Origin of the sequence: Paenibacillus sp. NFR01 (assembly GCF_900111565.1) — a bacterium.
In the GTDB taxonomy this organism is placed as follows: Bacteria; Bacillota; Bacilli; order Paenibacillales; family Paenibacillaceae; genus Paenibacillus_AQ.
Genome location: NZ_FOIK01000004.1, coordinates 154,101 through 176,030 on the forward strand (window position 1 = coordinate 154,101; position 21,930 = coordinate 176,030).

19 protein-coding genes and 1 riboswitch are annotated in these 21,930 nt (G+C 59.6%); of the genes, 3 read left to right on the top strand and 16 right to left on the bottom strand.

Annotated elements, in window-relative coordinates:
* Nucleotides 1–242 precede the first annotated feature (242 nt).
* Nucleotides 243–977, top strand: a complete 735-nt coding sequence (locus tag BMW84_RS17950; RefSeq protein ID WP_254773046.1) for an AAA family ATPase — start codon at nucleotides 243–245, stop codon at nucleotides 975–977.
* A 111-nt stretch (nucleotides 978–1,088) separates the two neighbouring features.
* On the opposite strand, the gene BMW84_RS17955 is transcribed toward BMW84_RS17950, so the two are convergent.
* From BMW84_RS17955 to BMW84_RS18030, 16 genes are all read right to left on the bottom strand, one after another.
* Nucleotides 1,089–1,265: an aspartyl-phosphate phosphatase Spo0E family protein gene (locus tag BMW84_RS17955; protein ID WP_091071169.1), complete on the bottom strand. Its 177-nt coding sequence runs from the start codon at nucleotides 1,263–1,265 to the stop codon at nucleotides 1,089–1,091.
* An 87-nt stretch (nucleotides 1,266–1,352) separates the two neighbouring features.
* Entirely contained in the window at nucleotides 1,353–2,792 is a 1,440-nt protein-coding gene (locus tag BMW84_RS17960; protein ID WP_091070782.1) for a glycan biosynthesis hexose transferase WsfD, read from the bottom strand.
* 8 nt (nucleotides 2,793–2,800) lie between these two features.
* Nucleotides 2,801–4,723, bottom strand: coding sequence for an LTA synthase family protein (locus BMW84_RS17965; RefSeq protein WP_368086726.1), 1,923 nt, complete (start codon nucleotides 4,721–4,723; stop codon nucleotides 2,801–2,803).
* A gap of 215 nt (nucleotides 4,724–4,938) precedes the next feature.
* Nucleotides 4,939–6,195, bottom strand: a complete 1,257-nt coding sequence (locus BMW84_RS17970) for a hypothetical protein (protein ID WP_139209646.1) — start codon at nucleotides 6,193–6,195, stop codon at nucleotides 4,939–4,941.
* Nucleotides 6,192–6,773, bottom strand: a complete 582-nt coding sequence (locus BMW84_RS17975) for an RNA polymerase sigma factor (RefSeq protein ID WP_368086727.1) — start codon at nucleotides 6,771–6,773, stop codon at nucleotides 6,192–6,194. The genes BMW84_RS17970 and BMW84_RS17975 overlap by 4 nt, the downstream gene beginning before the upstream one ends.
* 335 nt (nucleotides 6,774–7,108) lie before the next feature.
* A complete protein-coding gene (locus BMW84_RS17980; RefSeq protein ID WP_091070787.1) occupies nucleotides 7,109–8,446 on the bottom strand; it encodes a 5'-deoxyadenosine deaminase in 1,338 nt (445 codons plus the stop codon).
* 129 nt (nucleotides 8,447–8,575) lie between these two features.
* Nucleotides 8,576–8,674, bottom strand: a riboswitch (purine riboswitch).
* A gap of 109 nt (nucleotides 8,675–8,783) precedes the next feature.
* The gene (locus BMW84_RS17985) at nucleotides 8,784–9,296 is read right to left on the bottom strand and encodes a GNAT family N-acetyltransferase (RefSeq protein WP_091070789.1); all 513 of its coding nucleotides are present in this window, start codon (nucleotides 9,294–9,296) and stop codon (nucleotides 8,784–8,786) included.
* Nucleotides 9,297–9,472: 176 nt separating this feature from the next.
* Complete coding sequence (locus BMW84_RS17990; protein ID WP_091070790.1) at nucleotides 9,473–9,871, bottom strand: FliH/SctL family protein; 399 nt, start codon at nucleotides 9,869–9,871, stop codon at nucleotides 9,473–9,475.
* The gene (locus BMW84_RS17995) at nucleotides 9,868–10,176 is read right to left on the bottom strand and encodes a hypothetical protein (protein WP_091070792.1); all 309 of its coding nucleotides are present in this window, start codon (nucleotides 10,174–10,176) and stop codon (nucleotides 9,868–9,870) included. Before BMW84_RS17995 ends, BMW84_RS17990 begins: the two co-directional genes overlap by 4 nt.
* Complete coding sequence (locus BMW84_RS18000) at nucleotides 10,173–10,505, bottom strand: alpha-helical endospore appendage domain-containing protein (RefSeq protein ID WP_091070794.1); 333 nt, start codon at nucleotides 10,503–10,505, stop codon at nucleotides 10,173–10,175. Before BMW84_RS18000 ends, BMW84_RS17995 begins: the two co-directional genes overlap by 4 nt.
* Nucleotides 10,506–10,529: 24 nt before the next feature.
* Nucleotides 10,530–10,817 (bottom strand): nucleoside-diphosphate sugar epimerase, encoded by a 288-nt coding sequence (locus BMW84_RS18005; protein WP_091071171.1) that lies wholly within the window; start codon nucleotides 10,815–10,817, stop codon nucleotides 10,530–10,532.
* Nucleotides 10,818–10,927: 110 nt separating this feature from the next.
* On the bottom strand, nucleotides 10,928–11,659 hold the full coding sequence (locus BMW84_RS18010) for a sugar phosphate nucleotidyltransferase (protein ID WP_091070796.1): 732 nt from the start codon (nucleotides 11,657–11,659) through the stop codon (nucleotides 10,928–10,930).
* Between the two features lie 49 nt (nucleotides 11,660–11,708).
* On the bottom strand, nucleotides 11,709–12,443 hold the full coding sequence (locus tag BMW84_RS18015) for a glycosyltransferase family 2 protein (protein ID WP_091070797.1): 735 nt from the start codon (nucleotides 12,441–12,443) through the stop codon (nucleotides 11,709–11,711).
* Nucleotides 12,440–13,348, bottom strand: a complete 909-nt coding sequence (locus BMW84_RS18020) for a glycosyltransferase family 2 protein (RefSeq protein WP_091070799.1) — start codon at nucleotides 13,346–13,348, stop codon at nucleotides 12,440–12,442. The genes BMW84_RS18015 and BMW84_RS18020 overlap by 4 nt, the downstream gene beginning before the upstream one ends.
* Nucleotides 13,345–14,187 carry a glycosyltransferase family 2 protein gene (locus tag BMW84_RS18025; RefSeq protein ID WP_091070801.1) on the bottom strand — a complete coding sequence of 281 codons (843 nt, stop codon included), beginning with the start codon at nucleotides 14,185–14,187 and terminating at the stop codon, nucleotides 13,345–13,347. Before BMW84_RS18025 ends, BMW84_RS18020 begins: the two co-directional genes overlap by 4 nt.
* Before the next feature lie 190 nt (nucleotides 14,188–14,377).
* A complete protein-coding gene (locus BMW84_RS18030; protein ID WP_091070802.1) occupies nucleotides 14,378–19,669 on the bottom strand; it encodes a WIAG-tail domain in 5,292 nt (1,763 codons plus the stop codon).
* A 224-nt stretch (nucleotides 19,670–19,893) separates the two neighbouring features.
* Here BMW84_RS18030 and BMW84_RS18035 point away from each other — a divergent pair, with 224 nt between their 5' ends.
* Both BMW84_RS18035 and asd read left to right on the top strand, forming a co-directional pair.
* The gene (locus BMW84_RS18035; RefSeq protein ID WP_091070804.1) at nucleotides 19,894–20,991 is read left to right on the top strand and encodes a YheC/YheD family protein; all 1,098 of its coding nucleotides are present in this window, start codon (nucleotides 19,894–19,896) and stop codon (nucleotides 20,989–20,991) included.
* 96 nt (nucleotides 20,992–21,087) lie between these two features.
* Nucleotides 21,088–21,879: an archaetidylserine decarboxylase gene (gene asd / locus BMW84_RS18040; protein ID WP_091070806.1), complete on the top strand. Its 792-nt coding sequence runs from the start codon at nucleotides 21,088–21,090 to the stop codon at nucleotides 21,877–21,879.
* The last annotated feature ends 51 nt before the right edge of the window (nucleotides 21,880–21,930 follow it).

Sequence of the window (21,930 nt, forward strand, 5' to 3'; positions counted from 1 at the left end):
TGCCCTGTCATATTCTCAAGACTGTATAACTATATGCTCCGGCGGCATCCGCCTCATGGACACCTGTCTGTATCCGCGCGAAATTGGCTGATGCCCGCTGTCTTTCGCCTGATTCGCCCGCACCTTTGCACATTTTTTCCACTCACGGTACACTTGTCCTGTATGCTTATCTATTAGAAGGAACCACGCTGGATAGAAGGGAGGAATCGCCTGTGGGACTGACCGGGAATCACCCGTTATACTTGCTTCACGCGGAGCTGCTGCGCCAGCACATTCCGGATTTTCAGGCTTATCCGTTTGCTTTGCCGGCGGTGCGCGGGCTGGAGCGGCTGGAGTTCCGCCGGCCGGTGACCTTCCTGGTCGGGGAGAACGGAACGGGGAAATCGACGCTGCTGGAGGGGATCGCGGCGGCGTGGGGCTTTAATCCGGAGGGCGGAACGCTGAATTTCACCTTCAACACCCGGGCCTCCCATTCCAGCCTGTATCAATATCTGCGGATTGCGCGGGGGGTGCGGCGGCCGAAGGACGGCTTTTTCCTTCGGGCGGAAAGTTATTATAATGTCGCTACCTATATCGACGAGCTGGACGAGCAGCCGGGCTTCTCGCCGCCCGTAAAGAATTCCTACGGCGGACAATCGCTGCACGAGATGTCGCACGGCGAGTCGTTCTTCGCCACCTTTGTCCACCGGTTCGGCGGCAGAGGCCTCTACATTCTGGACGAACCGGAAGCCGCGCTGTCTCCGCTCCGGCAGATGTCGCTGCTGGTGCGGATGCATGAGCTGGTGCAGCAGCAGTCGCAGTTCATCGTCGCCACGCATTCGCCGATCGTCATGTCCTATCCGGGCGCGGATATTTTGCTGCTGGAGGAAGGCGGTCTCCGCCGGGTGGATCTGGAGGAGACGGAACACTACGCCATTACCCGCTCGTTCCTGAACGACAGGGAAGGCATGCTGCGGGAGCTGCTCGGGGAGGACTGATGGATAGGAACGCTGCAAGCCGGAGTTTGTAACGCCTGCCCGCGTCAAAAAGGGGCGCCCCCCGCCGTAATTCGGCTGAGAGGGCGCCCCTTCGTTGTTCCGTAAGATGATCTATGGATGTCGGGCGGAATTCTGCTTATCCACCCGTTCTTTATATTCATTGAGGAGTGCGTCCAGCTTAACGGACTGGTTAAGCACCCGCATATCTTGCATGCCGTATTTCAGCGCGAGCCGGTTCAGCTCCCGCCGGGCTTGCTCGATTTTCTCCCGCTGGTTGTCGTTCTCCATGCCGGCCCCCTTCTGGATCGAGGCTGTTTCCAAGCCATCCCAAACTTCAAAGATATTGTATGTCATTTTCCTGCGGGCGGTCAATCGCTAATCCTTGGAGAAACTTGAAAACCGCTGCCCGAGCATCCGCTGGGCCAAATGGACGACCGCAACGAGCATCGCCACCGCCATCATGTCAAAGCTGACGTTGAAGAGGAATAAATGCTTCCCGATATCCGCCCGGCCGTCGCCGAGAATCGGAATGAGGAACGAGAACAGGCCGATCAGGCCGACCAGCATCAACAGCTCGCAGGCCAGTCTGGCGCGCAGCGTCTTTTCGCGGAAATAATAGAGCAGAATAACGGCATAATAGATCAGGTAAAACCCGGCAAGAAACCCGAGCGTATGCGGAAGATGCTTGTTCTTAAACTCGCTCCACCCGCTGTAGGCATAAGCTACCGCACCGGCGGTATGGCCCGCCGCTTTTTCATAGCTTCCGAGATAATAGGGCCGGATCGACAGGCTGTTCCCCGCCGCGTACTCCATATTGCTTACCAGGCGAGCCGGATGTTTTAAATAGAAGAAAAGAATGTCCTTATGCGATACCCGGTCGTAAAAATCCGCCTTCAGCGTTGGATCATCCTGTTTGATCGCTGTCCCCGCCTGAAAATAATTCGTGCCGGCCAGCACCTCCAGGCGCTCAGGCAGCCCCAGCTCGCGCAAATCGCCGCGCACATCCGGCGACTCGTTCAGCACGCCGTAGAAAACGGTCTGGTACAGGTTGATATGCTTTAGCTCTTTGGGCGCGGCAACGTATATCAGCACGGACATGATCAGCACCGCTGCCGCATAACTCCGGCACCGCTTGATCCAGCCCTGGTCCTTGCGCAGCCCCGCAAGACGCAGAAAGATCAGGGCAAACGCAAGCCCAAGCGGCGCGTTCTGGATTTTGGAGCCGATCAAGAGCAGCACCGCGGTAAAAAAACAGGCCAACATCCCGTTTTTCGGCGCCTCCCGGGCCGCCAGCATCAGGCCGAACGCAAATGTAAGCAGCATCGCGGTCATGGACACCGGTTCTCCGAAGAAGGAATTAAAGTAGGCGACATACCCGATATCGTAAAAAACGAACAATAACGCCGCACCCAGCAGGACCGCCGCCGCCGCCGACAGGGTCCGTCCCGCCCGGACCAGCAGCCAGGTGGCCGCGAGCAGCAGCAGCGCGTACACCGCCGCAAGCAGCCGGATATCGAAATAACTGCCGTGCAGCAGGCCGCCGATCAGCCGCGGAACCAGCACCAGTACAATTTGCGATGAGGGATAAAAGCCGCGGAACAACGGCTCATAGGCGAACCGGCTGTGGCTGAAGGCAAAAAAACGGTCGGCGTAGCTCTCCGCCGCATCATAGTACCCTAACCCGATCGTATTCATCATGCGCAGGAAATCGCCGTTGTCGGCAACCCCGATAAATGGCTTTGTAAACAATAACACCACAATGAGCAGGGCGCCGGCCAGCGCAAACGCCCCTTCGATGCGAAACCGCCTTTTCATGGGTCCTCCTACCGCTGCGGCAGCAGCTTCACGTATTGATCAGACAAACGCTCCAGCTCCAGAATATAGTCATAATCGCTCTCGTACCGGCTGAAATCCTCTACCGGCTGCAGCGTCTTCAGCGACACCGCTTTGCCGTCGGCAAACCCTTTGCCCGGCACAAACATGATGTCGTCGTTAAAGAACGAGCCGGTCGGCAAATAATAGCGCATCCCCTGTACGTTCCGCCCGATATTGAGCAGGTCATGCCCGAACGCCGTGAAGCCTTCCGTCTTCAGCGAGATGCCCAGCAGATTGGCGATCGTCGGCAAAATATCGAGCTGTCCGCCGGTCTGCTCCACCGCCTTACCCTGCGCCATTCCCGGCGTATGCACGATCAGCGGAATATTGAAACGGCTGACCTGCGAGTCATAAGGAATGCCCAGCGCCGCGGTGACCTGTTCCGGATCGACATTTTGCGGCTGCAGCCCGAAATGGTCGCCGTAGAATACGAGCACGGTGTTCTCCCATAAACCGTCCTGCTTCAGGCCTTCCACGAGTTTGCCGATGGCATAGTCGGTGTAGTTGATGGCCGTCAAATAATCGCCGAGCATCGTTCCCTGCAGCTCTTCCGGCACGGCGATCTTCTTGAAGGAATCGGGAATCTGGAACGGATGATGGCTGGATGCGGTGACCAGTTGGGCATAAAACGGCGTGCCTTTGCGCTGAAGCGCCGACAGCTTCTCCAAAGCGGTAATATAAAGCTGTTCATCGGACGCGCCGAAGGCATTGAAATGATCGTTATAAAAATATTTTTTGTCGTAGTAACCGGTGAAGCCGAGCGCCGGATACAGCTGGTTGCGGTTCCAGAAGCCCACGCTGTTTACATGGAACGTATATGCTTCATACCCTTTGTCCCGCAGAAGCCGCGGCAGGCTCGGCAGCTCACGGTCGCCAAAACCGCTGGACATCGGAATTGCCCCGAGCGGATAGATCGACGTATTGCTCATGAACTCGGCATCGGACGTATTGCCCGAACCGATCTGCTGGTAGACCTGCGGAAAATAAAAGCCTTCGTCGGCCAGCTTGTTCAGGTTCGGCGTCAGCTCCTGTCCGGCGAGCGTCTGGTGGATCGGGAAGTTCTGGAAGGCTTCCATTTGGACCACAATTACATTTTTACCCTTTTGGGAAGCGAAGTAATCCGGCTGCGCCGCGCCGCTTTTGCCGCCGTACGGATAGGTTGCCTGCAGCGCGGCAATTTGGGCTATCGTATCGTTGATGTCGCCTTTGAGATGCAGCCCGTTGTCTTCATGGGCCGAGATCGCCGCAGCGACCTGATAATTGATGAAGCCGGCGCTTTCCGCATGAACCAGCTCATTCGTAAGCTCTTTCGTCTCGCGGATGTAATACGCCGACAGCAGCCCGCCCGCAATCACCGCCAGCAGCGCGGCGGCCAACATGGCCCTCCGGCTTCCCGGCCGCGAATCACGCCATTCGTACCCTCCGCCCAAGGACGGATAAACCGTGCGGCGCGAGCGGCGCCATTTGCGGAGGATGGCGAACGCCGCCAGCAGGATAAAATCGGCGAAATACAGATAATCAACGGCCTGAACCGTCGACTCCACGCTGTCCTTCACCTGGAATACCTGATGGAGCTCCTGCAGCGCCACATACGTCGGCACCGAGCCGAAATGGTTGAAATACACGGTGGCGGCAAACAGCACCAGCGACACCAGAACATCAAAAGCGAGGTACGCGCCTCGCCGGAACCGCACCGGCACGACGATAGCCAGAAGTCCCATCACCAGCACCACCGGCGCAAGGTCGGCGGCAATCCAGGCCCAGTCGATCCGGCCGTAAAATAAAATCCGTAAAAGCAGCAGCTTCGCCCAGATCAAACCCGCCACGAGGGCGAAATTGCGCAGCAGATCGCGTTTGTTCATTGTATTCATCTCATACCCTCTTTTAGCTTTGAATGAAATTAATTTGTAAAATCCATTCGTGTTTTCTGTAAAAGTTCAGATTCTTTTAGTATAGCAAACTTTAAAATCAGAAAAAACTGTTCCGGCAATCCTAATGGAAACCCGCTGGAAGTGAGTAGATTGGAGAATGTAAAAAAAAAGGACGCGGCCCGTTCGGGCTGCGTCCTGCACGTGCAAAGCGAAAGCTACGGCTGAACCGGAACAGGGTCAACATACATGTCCGGATCGACGAGCCGCGCAAAGCTGTAAAATTTCCCGTCCAGATTATAGGCGGCCTGAATATCCGGCGCGTCTTCGTTGCTGCGCTCGAAGCTGATGATTCCAGGTGTAGGTTCATTTTTCACCAGGATGTAATCCTTCAGCGAAATGCCGAACAGGTCATCCGCGATTTCCGCCGCCGCGCTTTGCAGCTTGGCGGGATCCATCTTCAGCAGCGCCTTGTCCTGCTCGGCCCGTTTGGCGGGATCATTTGCTTTGACGCCCTGCGAAGCATCCGAAACGGCGATCAGCTTGCCCGACGCATCATCAAAAACTACCGAAGCCAGCGTATACTCCGTCTCCCCGTATTTCAGCACAAGCTGGCCCCGGCCATCACGCGCCGTCTTGCTCGCCCCGATGAGCTGTTTCCCCGCTGCTCCACCCACACGCTCCAGCGCCGTTTGTCCGCGCTGCAGAAGCTCGGGACTGATTTCGGCAGGAGCGATCTCGAAGCCGAGCTGCACGTATTCATTATCAGCGTAAGTCACATATGCATTTTGGGCCGTTACGACATCCTGAACATGCACCTTGCGGTCGGAGGTCCGGCCGTAGCTGGCAGTGCGCCGCATATTTTTCAACGAAAAATCCCCGTGATAGCCGAATTCTTTCAATTTATTACGGGCTGCGCCGACCAAGGGGCTTTCTGCGGCTTTCTGCGCCGGAAGCGCCGCGTCGATGATGAACATGGCGAGTTCGCCCGACTCTTCGCTGATCCAGAATGAAGCAGTATCCTCCGCTTCCTGATAATCCAGCCGGATCATCCCCCCGTATCCCGCCCGATCCAGTTTGCTAAAGGGAAGCTTTTTGCCGATTTGCGCCAGCATCGCCTGTTCCGCCGTCTGCTTCATCATTTCTTCCGTCACTGCACTTTGGACAACAGCCGTCGGCGAAGGTCCGGCATTCCCCTGCACGCCCGCATCCTTGTCTCTCAGCTTCAGAAGTCCGGCCCCGGCGACCAGCAGAATGGCGATGACTGCAACTGCAATCACTCCCATTCGGTGCCGGCGCCGATGGCTGGACGGAACCCGCCCGAAATCGGCCTGCCGCCAGGACGAAACATCCCCTTCGGGCATCGTTTGAATCCGCCTCATCACCTGCTGCGCCTGCTCTGGAGTGAACCCGCTTTGCCTCCGCGGCCCTCTGCGGGCCAGATCATACCATTCCGGCTTACGCTCTTCCATCATTCCAGCCCCCTTAACTCGTTCTGAACTTTACGCCGGGCACGGTGCAGCCGCGATTTGACCGTTCCTGCAGGCAAGCGGGTCAGCTCGGCGATTTCGTTTACCGACAGCTCCGCTTTGAGATCCAGCACCAGCACCTCGCGCAGCTTGAGCGGCAGCTTCATGATCGTATCCCAGATTTCTTCGATTTGCCGGTTGCCCAGATATTCCATTTCCGCCGAAGGGGCCGTTCCCACCGACATCAGCGGCTGTTCCTGCGATCCGTCCCCGGCATGGTGCAGCGACTCGGTCCCGCCCCATAATCCCAGCCTGAAAAATCTCGACTTCCGGTAGGAAAAAACCGTATTCCGCGCAATGGTCAGCAGCCATGCCTTGAAGGTGGACATCCCCCGGTATGTCCCGATCCGGTAATAACATTTGATGAACACTTCCTGCGCTAAATCATCTGCAGTCTCTCCGTTTCCGGTCAAATAATAAATGTAGTTCCATACCTCGTTTCCGTACAGCTCCATAATCCGCCTCAACTGGGCTTCATCCATCGAATGCGCCTGCTTCAGGTCCTCAAGTTCCAATGACTTCACCTCACTATATCCGACCCCGGAACCGTCCAGTTGGTTCCGTTTTTTGTTCATTTCATCTCAGGTGCTGCCGATATTGCCGGTCATTGCAGCGCCGGCCCTCCCTCCCAAAGGATGGGAGGGGAAAATCCTATTCATTATACAAGGGTTTGCAAAAAAGGGAAGTCCCGCAAGCCCTATCCTATAAGGCTTGCGGGACTTCCCAATATTTTTCACGATGTCCGGAGGCCTTTCTGCCAATCCGCACTCACTTTTCCTCCAGTACCTTCAGCTATCCGCGTTCAGTCGCCGAATCCATAACCCGATCTCCTGCGGCACACCCCCTGCCTGCTCCTCCACTACGCCAGCGAGGTTGCCGCCAGCAAACGCTTGATCGAGCGGTCCGCCTCGCGCAGCACGATGTCTTTGTCCATCGTTTTCACGATGCCGCGTTCCACGACAATTTCGCCGTCGACGATCGTCGTCTCCACGTCCGCGCGGGTCGCGGAGTACACGATCCGGGAGATCGGATCGACATCGTAGGACGGGAAAGTGTGGAACTGGTTGAGGTTGAGGATCGCGAGATCGGCTTTTTTGCCGACTTCGATGCTGCCGATCTGATCCTCCATGCCGACCGCCCGGGCGCCGCCGATCGTTGCCATGCGGAAGACGCTCCGCGCATCCATCGTTGTCGGGCCGTGCAGCGGCTTCTGGATTATGGCGGCCAGCCGCATCTCGTTAAACATATCCAGGTTGTTGTTGCACGGCGCGCCGTCCGCGCCGAGGCTGAGATGCACATGCTCATGGAGCATGCCCGGCGTGTCGGCGATTCCCGACGCCAGCTTCAGGTTCGATCCCGGACAATGGCTGACATGCACGCCGCGGTCCCGCAGGATCCGCTTTTCTTCCTCGTCCAGCCAGACGCAGTGGGCCAGAATCAGCCGCTCGTTGGCCAGCCCCAGATGATCCAGGTAGACGACATTGCGCATGCCGGTCATGGCCTGCACGATTTCAATTTCGCCCAAATTTTCGGAAGCATGGGTGTGCACCTTTACCTGATAACGCGCGGACAGATCGCGCACTTCCTTCAGCAGCGGCTCCGTGCAGGAAATGACAAACCGCGGAGAGAATGCGTAGCGGATACGGCCGCCGCCGTAGCCATTCCATTTTTCGAGCAAATCGACGCTCTCCTGCAGCGAATCTGCCGTATTCTCCTGAAGTGCCGCCGGGGCGTCTTCATTCTTCTGATCCATCATCACCTTGCCGGAAAGGGCACGGATGCCGCTGGCCGCAATGGCTTGAAACGCATAATCCGTATGCCGCACCGTCTCCATGTCTACAATTGTGGTCGTGCCGCTGGAGAGCAGCTCGCCGATGCCGAGCAGGGCCGAATAATAGAGCGAATCCTCGTCATGCGCCGCTTCCAGCGGCCAGATCCGCTTGCGCAGCCAATCCATCAGCTCCAGATCATCGGCTTTGCCGCGGAACAGCGTCTGGCACAAATGGATATGCGTTTGCACGAAGCCGGGGATCACCGTCCGTCCCGAGGCATCGATCACTTTTTCGCCCGCCCGGGGCTGTAGTCCGGTTCCGATCTCCGCAATAAGGCTGTCCTTGATGCGGATATCGCCGTGTACGATCTCCTCCGTCTTGTTCATCGTAATCATTTGCGCGTGTTTGATCAGAATGTCCGCCATTCTAAGAACCCCCTTCAGGAAGCGGCCTCCGCCGCCGAATCATTGCGGTTGGAACATGAAAAAGGCCACAAAAACAGGCCCGCGTTCCCGGAAGCTGCAGCCCGCATATGTGCCGGACTCGCTCCCGTGTTCGTCAAAGCCTATCTTCGTAGCCGGAAATTTACGGTTCCCAGTAGAGACCCTTAACCCGATTATTAAGGATATACGAAAAACAGGACTATTCAATTAAGAATAATCCCATCTTACGCTCAAGACATGTTTTATGTCAATATTCTTTACATAACTTCCAATTATCATTCTACAAAACGGGTTTTGAGTTATGTTATCTAACATTAACTTATCTTATGATCTTCTCGAAGACCGGAAAAGGGGTCTCCCGGTGAGGAAAATAAACTTCGCCCCGGGGTTCATACCCCAGCGACGGATATAGCTGAAGCGCCCGCGTATTCTTCGCATACGTATCCAGCCGGATGCTGGCATAGCCGCCCTCCGCTGCATGCCGCTCCGCAAAAGCGATCAGCTGCCGGGCGACGCCCCGGCCCTGCGCCTGCGGATGAACCGCCAGCCGGTGCATGATCAGCTGCGGACCCTGCCGCTCCGACCAGTCGATGGCGTCATATTCCTCGGCTTGATTCTCGTCCAGCACGATGATGCCGCTGACAGCCCCGCCATCGTCCAGTACAAACAACGTTCCTGCGGCAATATCGCCGCCGATGACCTCCGCATTCGGATAATGCTCGTCCCACTGATCGCTGCCGCCTTCGCGCATGACTTGTATGCAGCGGGCGATCAGCTCCATAATCTCCGCGATTTCACTTTCATGCCCTTTGCGAATGATGTGATCTCCCATGTGCAGCACCTCTCCATAGAATCTTTATCTGTAAACCTTCAATCAGGTTTCATGTTAAGGATTCTATCATACTCCGGAGCATTGTGAAATGCATCGGACGGGAAGGCCGCTCCCAAAGCCGCACTCGGCACTAAGCTTGCGCGGCTTTGGGAGACCGTTCCGGACGACGCCGCAGTTTAAGGCATCTCCAGCTTATGCCCGTCCTCGAAACCCTTGGCGAAACCGGCGTCGAACCCCACGTTGTATGCTTCGGTGTAGCCCTGCTGATAGGCGTCGGCCGGGGGCGTTTCCGGGGCGACGCCCAGGTCCGGGGGGAGCGGAACCACCTGGACGCTCGGTGGCGCAACCGGTGCCGGAATAACCTGGACCGGCGGGCGGTGTATGACACGGATCCGGCGCTGCGGGCGCCGGCCGCGTCTTCTTCGTTTGCGCAATACCACTCTGCGGTTTCCTTTGCCGAGGCGCAGCTTGCGCATCCGGCGTCCGGAAATTTTGCGGACCTTCGTTCTTCTGGAGAGCAGCGGCTTGCGTGCGCCGACGCCTTTGGCGCGTACTCTCACCCGTTTATTTTTCATCTCCGATTCCTCCTGTGCTCCCTCTGCCCCGAGGCTTCCGTCCGCAGGTCCCGGTGAAGCCACGGCGCGGCCGGAATACCTTCCTTGGGCTGATGCAGCGAAATGCCGGTGAGCTTCCGGCACATGCTGCTCTGGTACTGACTGAGTATTCTGATGTTATCGCTCAGCTTCCGGGCGGTTTGCTCCGATTGCCCCGTAATTTCGGCGATGCTCTCCAAAATGGCGGCCAGGGCAGCCTGACTGCGGGCAATCGAGCGAATCAGATCCAGCTTGACGGCATGTTCGGAGAGCAGTCCCTCACTCATTTGTCTTCACCGAAATCAAAGCCGCCGGACTCGTTCTCAAACCCTCCGCCTTCCTCCTCGCCGCTGCCGAGCACGGCCTTCAGATTGCTGTAAAGGCCGTTCTCCAGTTTGGTGAGGCCTTCTACCATCTCCACGATGACATCATGAATGGCCATGGATTCCTTGAGCTGGTCTTCATGGGTTTCGAATGCCCGGGCGTGGATATGATGATGCGTCCACTGCTTTACCTTTTCCGCTTCCACCGCCTTGGCTTCCAGAATCATCGCGATGTTCCACTGGATTGCAGCGGACGACTCCAGCATTTGCAGAAAAGCTTTTTCTCTGCTCATCTTCCGCCTCCTGATTGTTCTGGGCTACTCTTCCTCCTGGCCATCCAATTCCTTGATGACCCGTCCGACACCTTCGGCCATCGCTTCCTCCAGATCGGCAATCGCGTTCAGGTAAGCGATGATGTTCTTGTTTACTTGCCCTGCACTTTCAACAAGTCCGGGGAACCCGTCGAAGTTAGGCTCCGTATCCGGCAGGTCGTGCACAATTTGCGACATACGGACGGCTACGTGACGTTCGGCGTCGAGAATCCGCGCCATCTGTTCGTGCGTATGGGCCATGTGCTGCAGGATTTTGGTTATTTTCGTCTGCACCTTCATGTCTCCTTTGCTCAAACGCCCTGCTACAGCATATGCGGCGAAAGCCCGCTCGGTTCCGCCGCCGCCCTGCCTTGTTCGCCCGGATGCAAAAAAAACACGCCGCCCTAAGGCAGCGTGTCTTTTAATTTCTCGCCCGCTTCGCGCAGGGACTGGAAGGTTCCGGCATCGCTCCACCAGTCCGTGAGCACATCGTAGCTCAGCTTGCGCTCTTTGGCGTAGAGATTGTTGACATCCGTAATTTCCAGCTCGCCCCGTCCCGAGCGCGATACATGCCCGATCATCTCGAACACCGCGTCGTCGTACATGTAAATCCCGGTTACGCAGTAATTCGTCTTCGGGTGCTCGGGCTTTTCTTCGATATACGAGATCAAAGAGGGATCCTGCGCATCGAATACCGGAACTCCGTATCTTCGGGCGTCCTCGACCGGCTTCAGCAGCACCTTTGCCGTACCTCGTGGCTGCTTCTTATACTTCTCCACATAAGGGGTCAAATCTTCTGCAAAAAGATTGTCGCCGAGCAGCACGACGAACCGTTCTCCCGGGGAAACAAAGCCCTTGGCCAGCTCCAGCGCTTCCGCAATGCCGCCGGCGTCTTCCTGGATTTTGTAGGTCAGGGAGACGCCGAACTCCGCGCCGCTGCCCAGAAAATCCGTATAATGACCCGCCGACTGCTTGCTGATGACCAGGAGAATATCGGTTATCCCGCTTCGGCGGAGCCGTTCGATGCCGTAGCATACCATAGGATATTTGCCGACCGGAAGCAAATGTTTGTTCATAAGGCGGGTCAGCGGATAGAGCCTTGTGCCTTTTCCGCCTGCCAGTATGACTCCTTTCACTTACTTTCCTCCTTTTTATCTGTGTCCTTAGCCTTTGGGCCAACACATATCAGATGAACTGAACCGGATCGACCTGCCATTTATCAATAAATTTGCGGCGGTTGCGCGATACCAGCGCTTGAAGTTCGGCGGGATACACCGCCTTGAAGCTTGCGCTGCCCTCATGATGCACGAGGCAATCCCCGGCAATGAGCAGGCGGTATCCGAGCAGCCTGGCACGGTAGCAATAATCGTCATCTTCATAATGGCCGGGGGAAAAGCGCTCGTCGAGCAGCCCCACCCGTTCCAGCACTTCGCGTCGGAACAGCAGGCACAGCCCGACCAGGCGCCGGACCTCCTGCCATTTGGCCGGGTCGGGCCGGTTGGCGAGGCGGGCCTCCAGGTGAAACCCAATTAAGTCGCCGTACCGCTGCTCCACCTGCTGTCTTCCGCTGGCATAATTGGTTACCGGGCCGACGATGCCGATATCCTCCGCGCTGTAGAGCGCGGCCCTCAGGTTGGTCAGCCAGCCCTGCGAGACGATGACATCGTTGTTGAGCAGCAGAAGCTCGTCGCCGGCGGCCAGCTTCAGCCCGGCATTGCAGGCTTCGGGGAACCCCCGGTTCTCAGGCAGCGAGACGAAAAAAATCTCCTTCTGCCGGCAATACCGGTCGGTTCCGTCGGTTGACGCATTGTCGACCACGATGATTTCATAAGGCTCCGTCGTATAGTGCCGGATCGCTTCCACGCATGCCTTCAGGAGCGGCAGACCATTGAACGTCGGAATGATGATGCTTGTCGTCATAGGCCATTCCTCCAGGCGGCAAGCTCGCGCCGCCGCTCCAGCAGCGCGATTTCAGGCGTCCAGCCGGCGGCTTCCCGGCGGCGCACCTGCACAACCTCAAGCGCCTCCGCATGATCCCCGGCGATCAGCCGCTCCATCGCGTTGCCGGTCCCGCGGTTTCCCGCACGTTGCCGGTTGCACTTGATGACGTCCACCGTTCCCGCGGTCCGCACATCGAGATTGGCCATGACGGCGATGGCCTGCGCCTTTGGCGGAACCATCAGCTCGCGGCAGCCGATCACCTCCGCGGCACGGCGGGATAACGCATGCGGCACGGCCGTCATCGAGGCGCTGCCAAGATCTTCCCGACCAAGCACTTGGTTCAGATACAGCTTGCAGCGGGTAACCGGATCCGTCTGGTGGAACAGCGGAACCAAAGGGTCCAGATCGTTCAGCGCGACATCCGCGCCGTCCGCGATGGACTGCACGAACACGGCCATCTGCTCGGCGGGCAGCTCCATGTCCCCGTCCAGAAAAAGCAGAATTTCGCCCCGGCTCAGCTTGGCGCCGAGCGCGCGGCCGACGTCGTGGCCGGCCGGCTGCGGGCAGTGCACGATGACCGCCTCGCGGAAGCGCCGGGTCAACTCGTAGCTCCGGTCGGTGCACCCGTTCAGCACGACAATCAGCTCGGCCGGCTGCAGGCGCAGCGCCTGCCTGAGCAGCTTCGGCAGCGTCTCCGCTTCATTCATTGCCGTGACGATGACCGAGAGCGGCTTCGGAAACGGCGGAAGCGGCTGAAGCTTCATGCCAGGCGCCGCTCGCTTCCGGCGTTCCGGCGCTTTCGCCCGTGCCGTACGCCGGCGTTTGGCGGCGCCGGCAGCGGAACGTCTTTTGCCGGAAATCTGTTTTGGGCGTTTTGCCTTCATCTGACCATCCCCCTCTGCCGTCCCCCGTCGCCGAAGCCGGCCCGCGGTCCCCGGCGCTCAAGAATGAGTCCGACGGCGTCCTGATGGTCCCGGAGGATGCTCTCCTGCAGCGGATCCGTGCCGTCCGCTTTGCGGCGGACGGCATTCAGCCGGCCGACGGGAATCTGCCGGACCGCTTTAACCGCGAGGCCGTCCAGGACGGCGCGCGCATGCGCCAGCGGCGGACGGGACAACAGGCCGGCTCCCAGCGCCGCAAGTCCCTTTCGGCTTATAGCATGGGGCACCGCCGTCAGGGAGAATCCCTGCAGATCCGGTCTGCCGAGCAGCAGATTCAGCGCGTGTTTGGCCAGCACGACCGGATGGGGAACCTTGCGGCGGACTGGGCCGGAGTAGCCGTTCAGCACAACATCCGCCCCCCGGGCCGCCGCTGTAACGAAAGGGCGCAGTCCGGTTGCCGGAATGACGAGATCGCCGTCGGTAAACAGGAGAATCTCGCCCCGGGCCGCCTCCGCCCCGACACTTCTTCCCACATCATGTCCGAGCGGTTGCTCAAATACAATCACCTGCGCGCCCATGCTGCGCGCAATCTCCGCCGTGTTGTCCGCGGAGCCGTTGACCACGACGATAACCTCGCAGCGCGGGTGAACCTGCCGGGCTTCGGATATGACGGCAGCGATCGTCCGCGCTTCGTTCATCGCCGGAATAATGACCGACACATACGGCGCGGACGGCCCAGCGGTCGGCTGCGCTGCCGCAGGCCGGGACCGCCGGGAGGAACGCGCCTTCTGAGCCCGCCGCCCCGTGCGGCGGGTAAAGGGTTGTGCATGCTTCAAGCTCATCCACCTTCCTTGCAGGGCATACCCGCCGGGCTGAGGGTTACATCACAGTCTATGTGATCCGCGTCCGCGGGTAACGGCCAATGCCTTGCCCCGGCCGCAGAATTGGACATCAACCCACCCGGGGCAAGAAAGCGCACAAAGGGCGCAGCTCCCGGCTGCGCCCTTTGAATCCATCGATATATTGAAAGGATTAATCGAAAATCCGGTTATCGGCAGCCGGTCTGTGCAGCGGCGCGCCTAACGCGATCCAGGAAAGAACGCCGTAGAAATGCTGCGTCTCCCGCAGGCGCGTGACCTGAATCACCGCATCTGCATTGGCTCTGCTCTTCAAGGAAGCATGAAAGAACGGCTGGTTCGTCATGGCTACAAGCACGTAACCGGAATGGCCGAAGCTCTCATCGAAGGTGATCGTCAGCTCGATGCTTTCCGCATTCCCGTTGAACATAAATGCGGTCATCCCGAACTGCTGCAGCACTTCGCGGTTACCGGGGCTTTGTACCGGGCTGAAGGACAGATGCTCCGGCCCGATGATGCCCGGGCTCAGATGTTCCGCCTCAATCGCGCCATGCGCGAGATGCCGGCCCTCCACGCCGCCTTCCTCCAGGTGGCGGGACTGTACCGCGGCGTCTGCCAGCTTCGCGGCAGTCACAGCGCCGTCCTCCAGGGCGCGCGTACCCACCGCGCCGTCCGTCAACTGTTCCTCCCCGACCGCGTTTGCCGCCAGCTTCTCCCGGGTCAGCGATCCGTCCGGCAGCAGCTCGGCGCTGCGCACCTCATCGGCCAGATGGCCCAGCGTCACCGCGCCGCCGCGCAGATGGCGCTGATCGATTGCGCCGGCCATCAAATGGCCGCCGCTGATGCTTTCCGGCTGCACATGCACCGCGCTGACCGCACCTGGGGCCAGCTTGATTCCCGGTATACTGCCGTCTGCAAGCAGATCGGCGCTCACCGTACCGGCGGCCAGATGCCCCTTGGCGATGCTTCCCGGCGCGATATGCTGGCCGCTTATCGCTTCATCGGTGAGATGTCCGCCATAGATGCTGGCCGGCGCAAGCCCATGGGAACCGACCGCGCCCTCGGCCAGCTTGCCGGAGGTAATGCTGCCGTCCGGCAGCAGATCGGCGATCCGCAGGTCTTCCGCCAGATGGACCGGAGCGATGCTGCCGGGGCGGATATGGCGGCTGCTGACGGCTTCGGCGGCAAGATGTCCGCCGTAGACGCTGCCCGGCGCCAAATGGAATGATCCGACCGAAGCCTGCGCCAGCTTGGTGCCTGTGATGGCGCCGTCCGGCAGCAATTCTCCGGTGCGCACCTCGTCAGCCAGATGGGCCAGCTTTACTTCTCCCTCACCGATATGGCGGCTTTCTACCGCTCTATCCGTCAGGTGAATGCTGTCTACGCTGCCTGTGGCCAGATGCTGACCCGTTACCACCGCTTCGGCAAGTTTGGCTCCTGTAATCGCACCGTCCGGCAGCAACTCTCCGCTGCGTACCTCGTCTGCCAGGTGAGCCAGCTTTACTTCTCCCTGGCCGATATGGCGGCTTTCTACCGCTGCATCGCCCAGATGAATGCTCTCCACGCTGCCTGTGGCCAGATGTTGACCCGTTACCGCCGCTTCGGCAAGTTTGGCGCCTGTAATCGCGCCGTCCGGCAGCCATTCTCCGCTGCGTACCTCGTCTGCCAGGTGAGCCAGCTTTACTTCTCCCTGGCCGATATGGCGGCTTTCTACCGCTGCATCGCCCAGATGAATGCTCTCCACGCTGCCTGTGGCCAGATGTTGACCCGTTACCGCCGCTTCGGCAAGTTTGGCGCCTGTAATCGCGCCGTCCGGCAGCCATTCTCCGCTGCGTACCTCGTCTGCCAGGTGAGCCAGCTTTACTTCTCCCTGGCCGATATGGCGGCCTTCTACCGCTGCATCGCCCAGATGAATGCTCTCCACGCTGCCTGTGGCTAGATGTTGACCCGTTATCGCTGCGTCGGCAAGTTTGGCTCCTGTAATCGCGCCGTCCGGCAGCAACTCTCCGCTGCGCACCTCGTCTGCCAGATGAGCCAGCTTTACTTCTCCCTGGCCGATATGGCGGCCTTCTACCGCTTCATCGATCAGATGAATGCTCTCCACGCTGCCCGTGGCCAGATGTTGACCCGTTATCGCTGCGTCGGCAATTTTGGCGCCTGTAATTGCACCGTCCGGCAGCAACTCTCCGCTGCGTACTTCGTTCGCCAGGTGGGCCAGCTTTATCGCTCCCTGACCGATATGGCGGGTGTGCACCGCTTCATCCGTCAGGTGAATGCTGCGCACGCTGCCTTCGGCGAGATGAAGTTCGCTCACCGTATTGACGGCCAGCTTGGCGCCCGTGATGGCGCCGTCCGGCAGCAGGTTTCCGCTGCGCACTTCGTTCGCCAGGTGGGCCAGCTTTATCGCTCCCTGACCGATATGGCGGGTGTGCACCGCTTCATCCGTCAGATGACTGCTCCGCACGCTGCCTTCGGCGAGATGAAGTTCGCTTACCGCATTGACGGCCAGCTTCGTGCCCGTAACGGAGCCGTCCGGCAGCAGGTCTCCGCTGCGTACTTCGTCCGCCAAGTGGCCCAGCTTTATTGCCCCCTGACCGATATGGCGGGCTTGCACCGCTTCATCCGTCAGATGAATGCGCTGCACGCTGCCTTCGGCGAGATGGAGCGCGCTCACCGAATCGGCGGCCAGATGGGCGCCCGTGATGGCGCCGTCCGGCAGCAGGTCCCCGCTGCGCACTTCGTCCGCCAGATGGGCCAGCTTTACTTCTCCCTGCCCGATATGGCGGGCGTGCACCGCTTCTGCACTCAGATGAATGCCCTTCACGCTGCCTTCGGTGAGATGATGTGCGCCCACTGTATCGGCGGCCAGCTTGGCGCCCGTGATGGCGCCGTCCGGCAGCAGGTCCGTGCTGCGCACTTCGTCGGCCAGATGTGACAGCTTTACCGCCCCTTGACCGATATGGCGGGCCTGCACCGCGATATCGCTCAGATGAACGCCCTCCACGCTGCCTTCGGTGAGGTGATACGCACTTACCGCATCGGCGGCCAGCTTGGCGCCCGTAATGGCGCCGTCCGGCAGCAGGTCCCCGCTGCGCACCTCGTCAGCCAGATGGGCCAGCTTTATCGCTCCCTGACGGACGTGCCGGGTTTCCACCGATTCAGCACTCAGATGAATGCTCCCCACGCTATCCTCGGCGAGATGGCCGGATACGACTGCTCCCTCCGCCAGCTTTGCGGAGGTCACCGCGCCGTTCTGCAGCTGCTGGCCGGTGATGGCGCCGGGCATGATATGCCCCGTGCCGACGGAAAGCGGACGGATATGCCCGCCGCCGACGCTGCCGTGGGCCAGATGGCGGCCGCTCACGGCTTCATCGCTGATCGCCTCGGGAAAAATCGCCTGGTCCGCCAGATGAAACGCCGTTACCGCCGCCGCCGCCAGCTTCGCCGAATCGACGCTGCCGTCCGCCAGCTTCGCGGAAGTCACAGACAGGTCCCCAAGCTTATCGGTCGAAATGCTTTCCGGCGATATCTTCAGCGCGGTGACCGCGTAATCCGCCAAGTGATGCGGCTGGATGGCCCCGTTTGCCAGATGAATCTCTTTGACTGCACCCGCGGCCAGTTTATCGCCGAGCACCGCTCCGGGCTGCAGCGCCGAGGCACCGACGCTGTGTTCGCTTAAGTGCCGGTGTTCAACGGAGCCGCTGGCCAGATGATCGGATGCGACGGCTTCGTTCTGCAGCACGCGGCCGCTGATGCTGCCGTCAGCGAGATGCTGTTCTTCCACCGCACAGTAGGCGATATGTTCGCCGGTGACCGCCTCTTTGGCGATAGCGGGGCCGGTGACGGCGGCTGCCGCCAGCTTGGGTGCGCTCACGCTGCCTTCGGCCAGCTTCGCGCCGGTGACGCTTTGCGGCTGGAGATGCACCGCCGCTACCGATTCGGCCCCGAGCTGCTTGCTGGTGACCGCGCCGCTGGCCAGATGCGCCGTCTGTACCGCTTCGGTCTGAAGATGGATGGCCCCAACGGCCCCCGAGGCCAAATGCGCTGCATCGACGGCTTCGCGCTGCAGATGCGCCGAGGTTACGGCTTGCATGGCGAGCTGCGGTCCGCGAACCGCCGATTTGGCGATATGCCGCGTCGTTACGGCCTCATCGGCGAGCTTTTGCGGCAAAATGCTTTGATCGGCGATTTTGGAGGCGGTGATGGAATGCTCTACCAGATGCGCCGTTCCGACCGCGCCTTCGGCCAGCTTAACAAACGAAATGCTGCGATCCGCCAGATGACGGCTTGTAATTTCGCTTTCGGCAATATGGTCGCCGGTGATGCTCTCGGCACCCAAATGTCGGCCGCGAACCGCGCCGTCCGCAAGCTGCCGGGCATCGACTGCGCCGTCGGCCAGATGGCTGCTTTCAACGGCGCCTTGGCTCAGCTGCTCCCGGCCGATCAGCTGGCTTCCGAGCTGTTCGCGGCCGATGGCTCCGGGAGCCAAATGTTTGGCGGAGATAACCCCCTCGCCGAGATGCTGGCTGCCCACGCTGCCTTCCGCCAATTTCGTGCCGGTGATTTCACCGTCGGCGATCTTATCGCCGGTTACCGAGCTGTCGGCCAGCTTCGAACGGTCGATGCTGCCGTTGGCCAGGTGGCGGCGTTCAATGCCGCCGCTGGCGATTTTTTCGCCCCCGACCGCGCCGTCTTCCAGCAGCTCAGCCGTGATCAGCATCTCGCTCAAATGGCGGGAGGTGATGGTGCGGTCCGCAATCTGCTCGCCGCCGATGATCCGGTCCGCCAGCTTTTCTGGACCGATGCTGCCGTTTTTCAGCTTTTCCCCGCCGATGGAACGGTCCAGCAGCTTGCCGCCGCTGATGCTGCCTTCGGCCAAATGCTCACCGGAGACGGACTCGGGAGCAATTTTAGAGGAGGTGATCGCTTTTTCCGCGATGTTGATACTGTGTACTGCGTAATCCTGCAGCCAAGGCGTTCCGATAATCCCGAACTTCAGCTTGGAGCCGTCGATCGAACGCGGAGCGATTTTGGCCCCCGTAACAGCTCCGTCGGAGAGATCGTCGGTATAAACCGTCTGCATCCGTTCTTTAGCGGTAAGAAAACGAACGGTGGCGATTTCGGCAGCCTCCTCCGTCAACGCCTCTTCCTTGGCTTCTGTTTCCGGTACGGCTACCTGTTCTTCAACTATCGGCAGCAGCTCAGCCGTTTCAACGATATCCGGGGCCTCCACCGATTCCAGCTCTGCAGATGCTCCGCTTACCACCGGGGACTGCACGGGCTCGGCTGTCTCGACGCTGCTGACCAGCAAAGCCGGATTATCCTCGAAAGCTTCCTTGTCTGGGGCCGTTTTTCCTTGGGATCTGGGACTGCCGCCCAGCATGCTCAACTCTTTCATATTGGGATTATCAACGTAATAAAGCGGTTTTTTCGAGCTGCGGTGCTGATTCCTTTTGGAGCCTTTCACAAGCAGTCTCCTCCTTCCATCGAATGTTTCTCCTAGGCATCATATGCAGGGGCATGGGCGGATGACACCGTATTGCTCCGGGGCAGGGAACGGCAAACCGTATTTTTTCCCGAAAAATAGGCCTCTGACGCCGCGCATTCGTCCACCCTGAAAAGCCCGTACAAACATACAATGTGATGGAAGCGGAGACTCATCAGGATTAGACGATGACGGGAGGAACACACATGGGGCAATTGCTCGTGGGAATACTGCTGAATGCCGCGATGCACCGGGGCGTTCCCCGGCTCGACACCGGACAGGAATCGCTTGCCAATTATGAGGAGGCCGCCGCCGCCTATGGACTCGTTCCCTGCTTTCTCCAGTTGTCCGAGATGGATATGGAATCCGGTTTCAGTTACGCTTACATGCGCAGTGCGGAAAAATACCGCAAGGTCGTCGTCCCGACGCCGGCGGTGATCCATAACCGGGCCATTTACGGACCGGAACATCGCGGCGTAGAGCGGCTGGTGGGCAGCGGTCTTCGCGTGTTCAATAGATGCAACCGGTATGGGAAGGACCAGATACACAGACTGCTTACGCAAAACGAAGAGCTCCGGCGCTTTTTGCCGGAGACCAGGACCGGTTACGCCGGCCTGCTGGAGATGATGGAGAGCTGTCCTGATCTCATTCTCAAGCCATGCCGGGGCAGCGTGGGCAAAGGCATCATGCGCCTCCAGCGTGCATCCGGCGGCCGCCGGTTCCGCTGGAGCTTTAAGGAAGCGCGCTCCGGCCGATGGCGGATGGCCGAGATCGATGCCGCCCGGCCGCCGCGGATTCTTCGCCAGCGCCTGGCCGTCGTTCCGTACCTCGTGCAGGAGCGTATTCCGCTGGCCGAGGTGGACGGACGCCCATTCGACCTGCGGGTGACGGTGCAGCGCGGATGGGGAGGGGAATGGCAGGTGACCGGCATGTTCGCCAAAGCGGCGCCGCGGGGCAGCTTCGTGTCGAACATCGGCAGCGGCGGGGAGGCGCTCGGCGCATCCGAAGCGCTGGAGCGGGCCTTCGGCGGCGCGGAAGCGGCACGGCTGCGGATGGCTGCGCAGGCGCTCTGCCTGCAGGTTGCCAAAGAGCTGGAGAAAAGCCTGCCCGGTCTGGCCGACATCGGTCTCGATATCGGGGTAACCGGGGACCGGCAGCTTTATTTCATTGAATGCAACGGCCGCGACCAGCGCTACGGCTTCCGGAAAGCCGGCATGGAAGAGACGTGGAAAGACAGCTACCGCCGGCCGATGGCGTATGCCAGGTACCTGCTAGACCATGCTCCGAAGTCGCAGCTGTATTGATTTGTTTCCTATTCTATGTCAATATAATTCAGAGTGTAAGGCGGCGCCCGGCTGCGGGGCCGCCTTGCGTTCGCTTATGACGGAAGGGAGATAATCATGGTCAAACCTCTGCTGCGGCTGATGACCGAGCTGTCCTCGCACCGCTGGCTTTCCCGGCTCATGGGCGCCTTTTCCCACAGCCGGATCAGCCGTTATTTAATTCCAACATTCATCAAAACTTACCGAATTCCCGCTGCCGAAGCGGAAAAGCATACCGGAGAGTACCGGACCCTTAACGAATTTTTCAGCCGCCGCCTGAAGCCCGGCATGCGCCCGGTAACGGAAGCGGCGGATGCCATTGCGAGTCCGGTGGATGCGGTGATTACGGCAATGGGCGAGATTCACGCCGGAACCCTGCTGAACGTCAAGGGACAGGATTATCCGCTGGATGAACTGCTCAACCATTCGCCGCATATCGAATTGTACAAAAAAGGCTTTTTCTTCGTTCTTTATCTCAGCCCGACCGACTATCACCGTATTCATTCGCCGCTGACCGGCCGCAAACGCGAAAGCGAGCATATCCGCGGACGGGCCTACCCGGTCAACGAATTCGGTATGCGGAACATGACACGCGTGCTGGGCCGCAACGAGCGGCTCATCACCTATATCGCCAGTGCCCATGGCGAAGCCGCCGTCGTCAAGGTCGGCGCCATGAATGTCAGCAGCATCCACTATGCGGACGATTCCGCCGAGCAGTGGCAGATCGGCGATGAGCTCGCCTACTTCGAGTTCGGCTCAACGGTCGTACTGCTGCTGGAGAGCGGCACCTTCGCGCCGCGGCCGGACTTGTCCGCTGGCACGAAGGTCAAGATGGGCGAGTGGCTCGGCACGATGCAGCGTCCGGAGTAGCCGCCATGGGGCGGGTACAGCGGTATTTGGGCTACGGCCGACGCGCCGTTG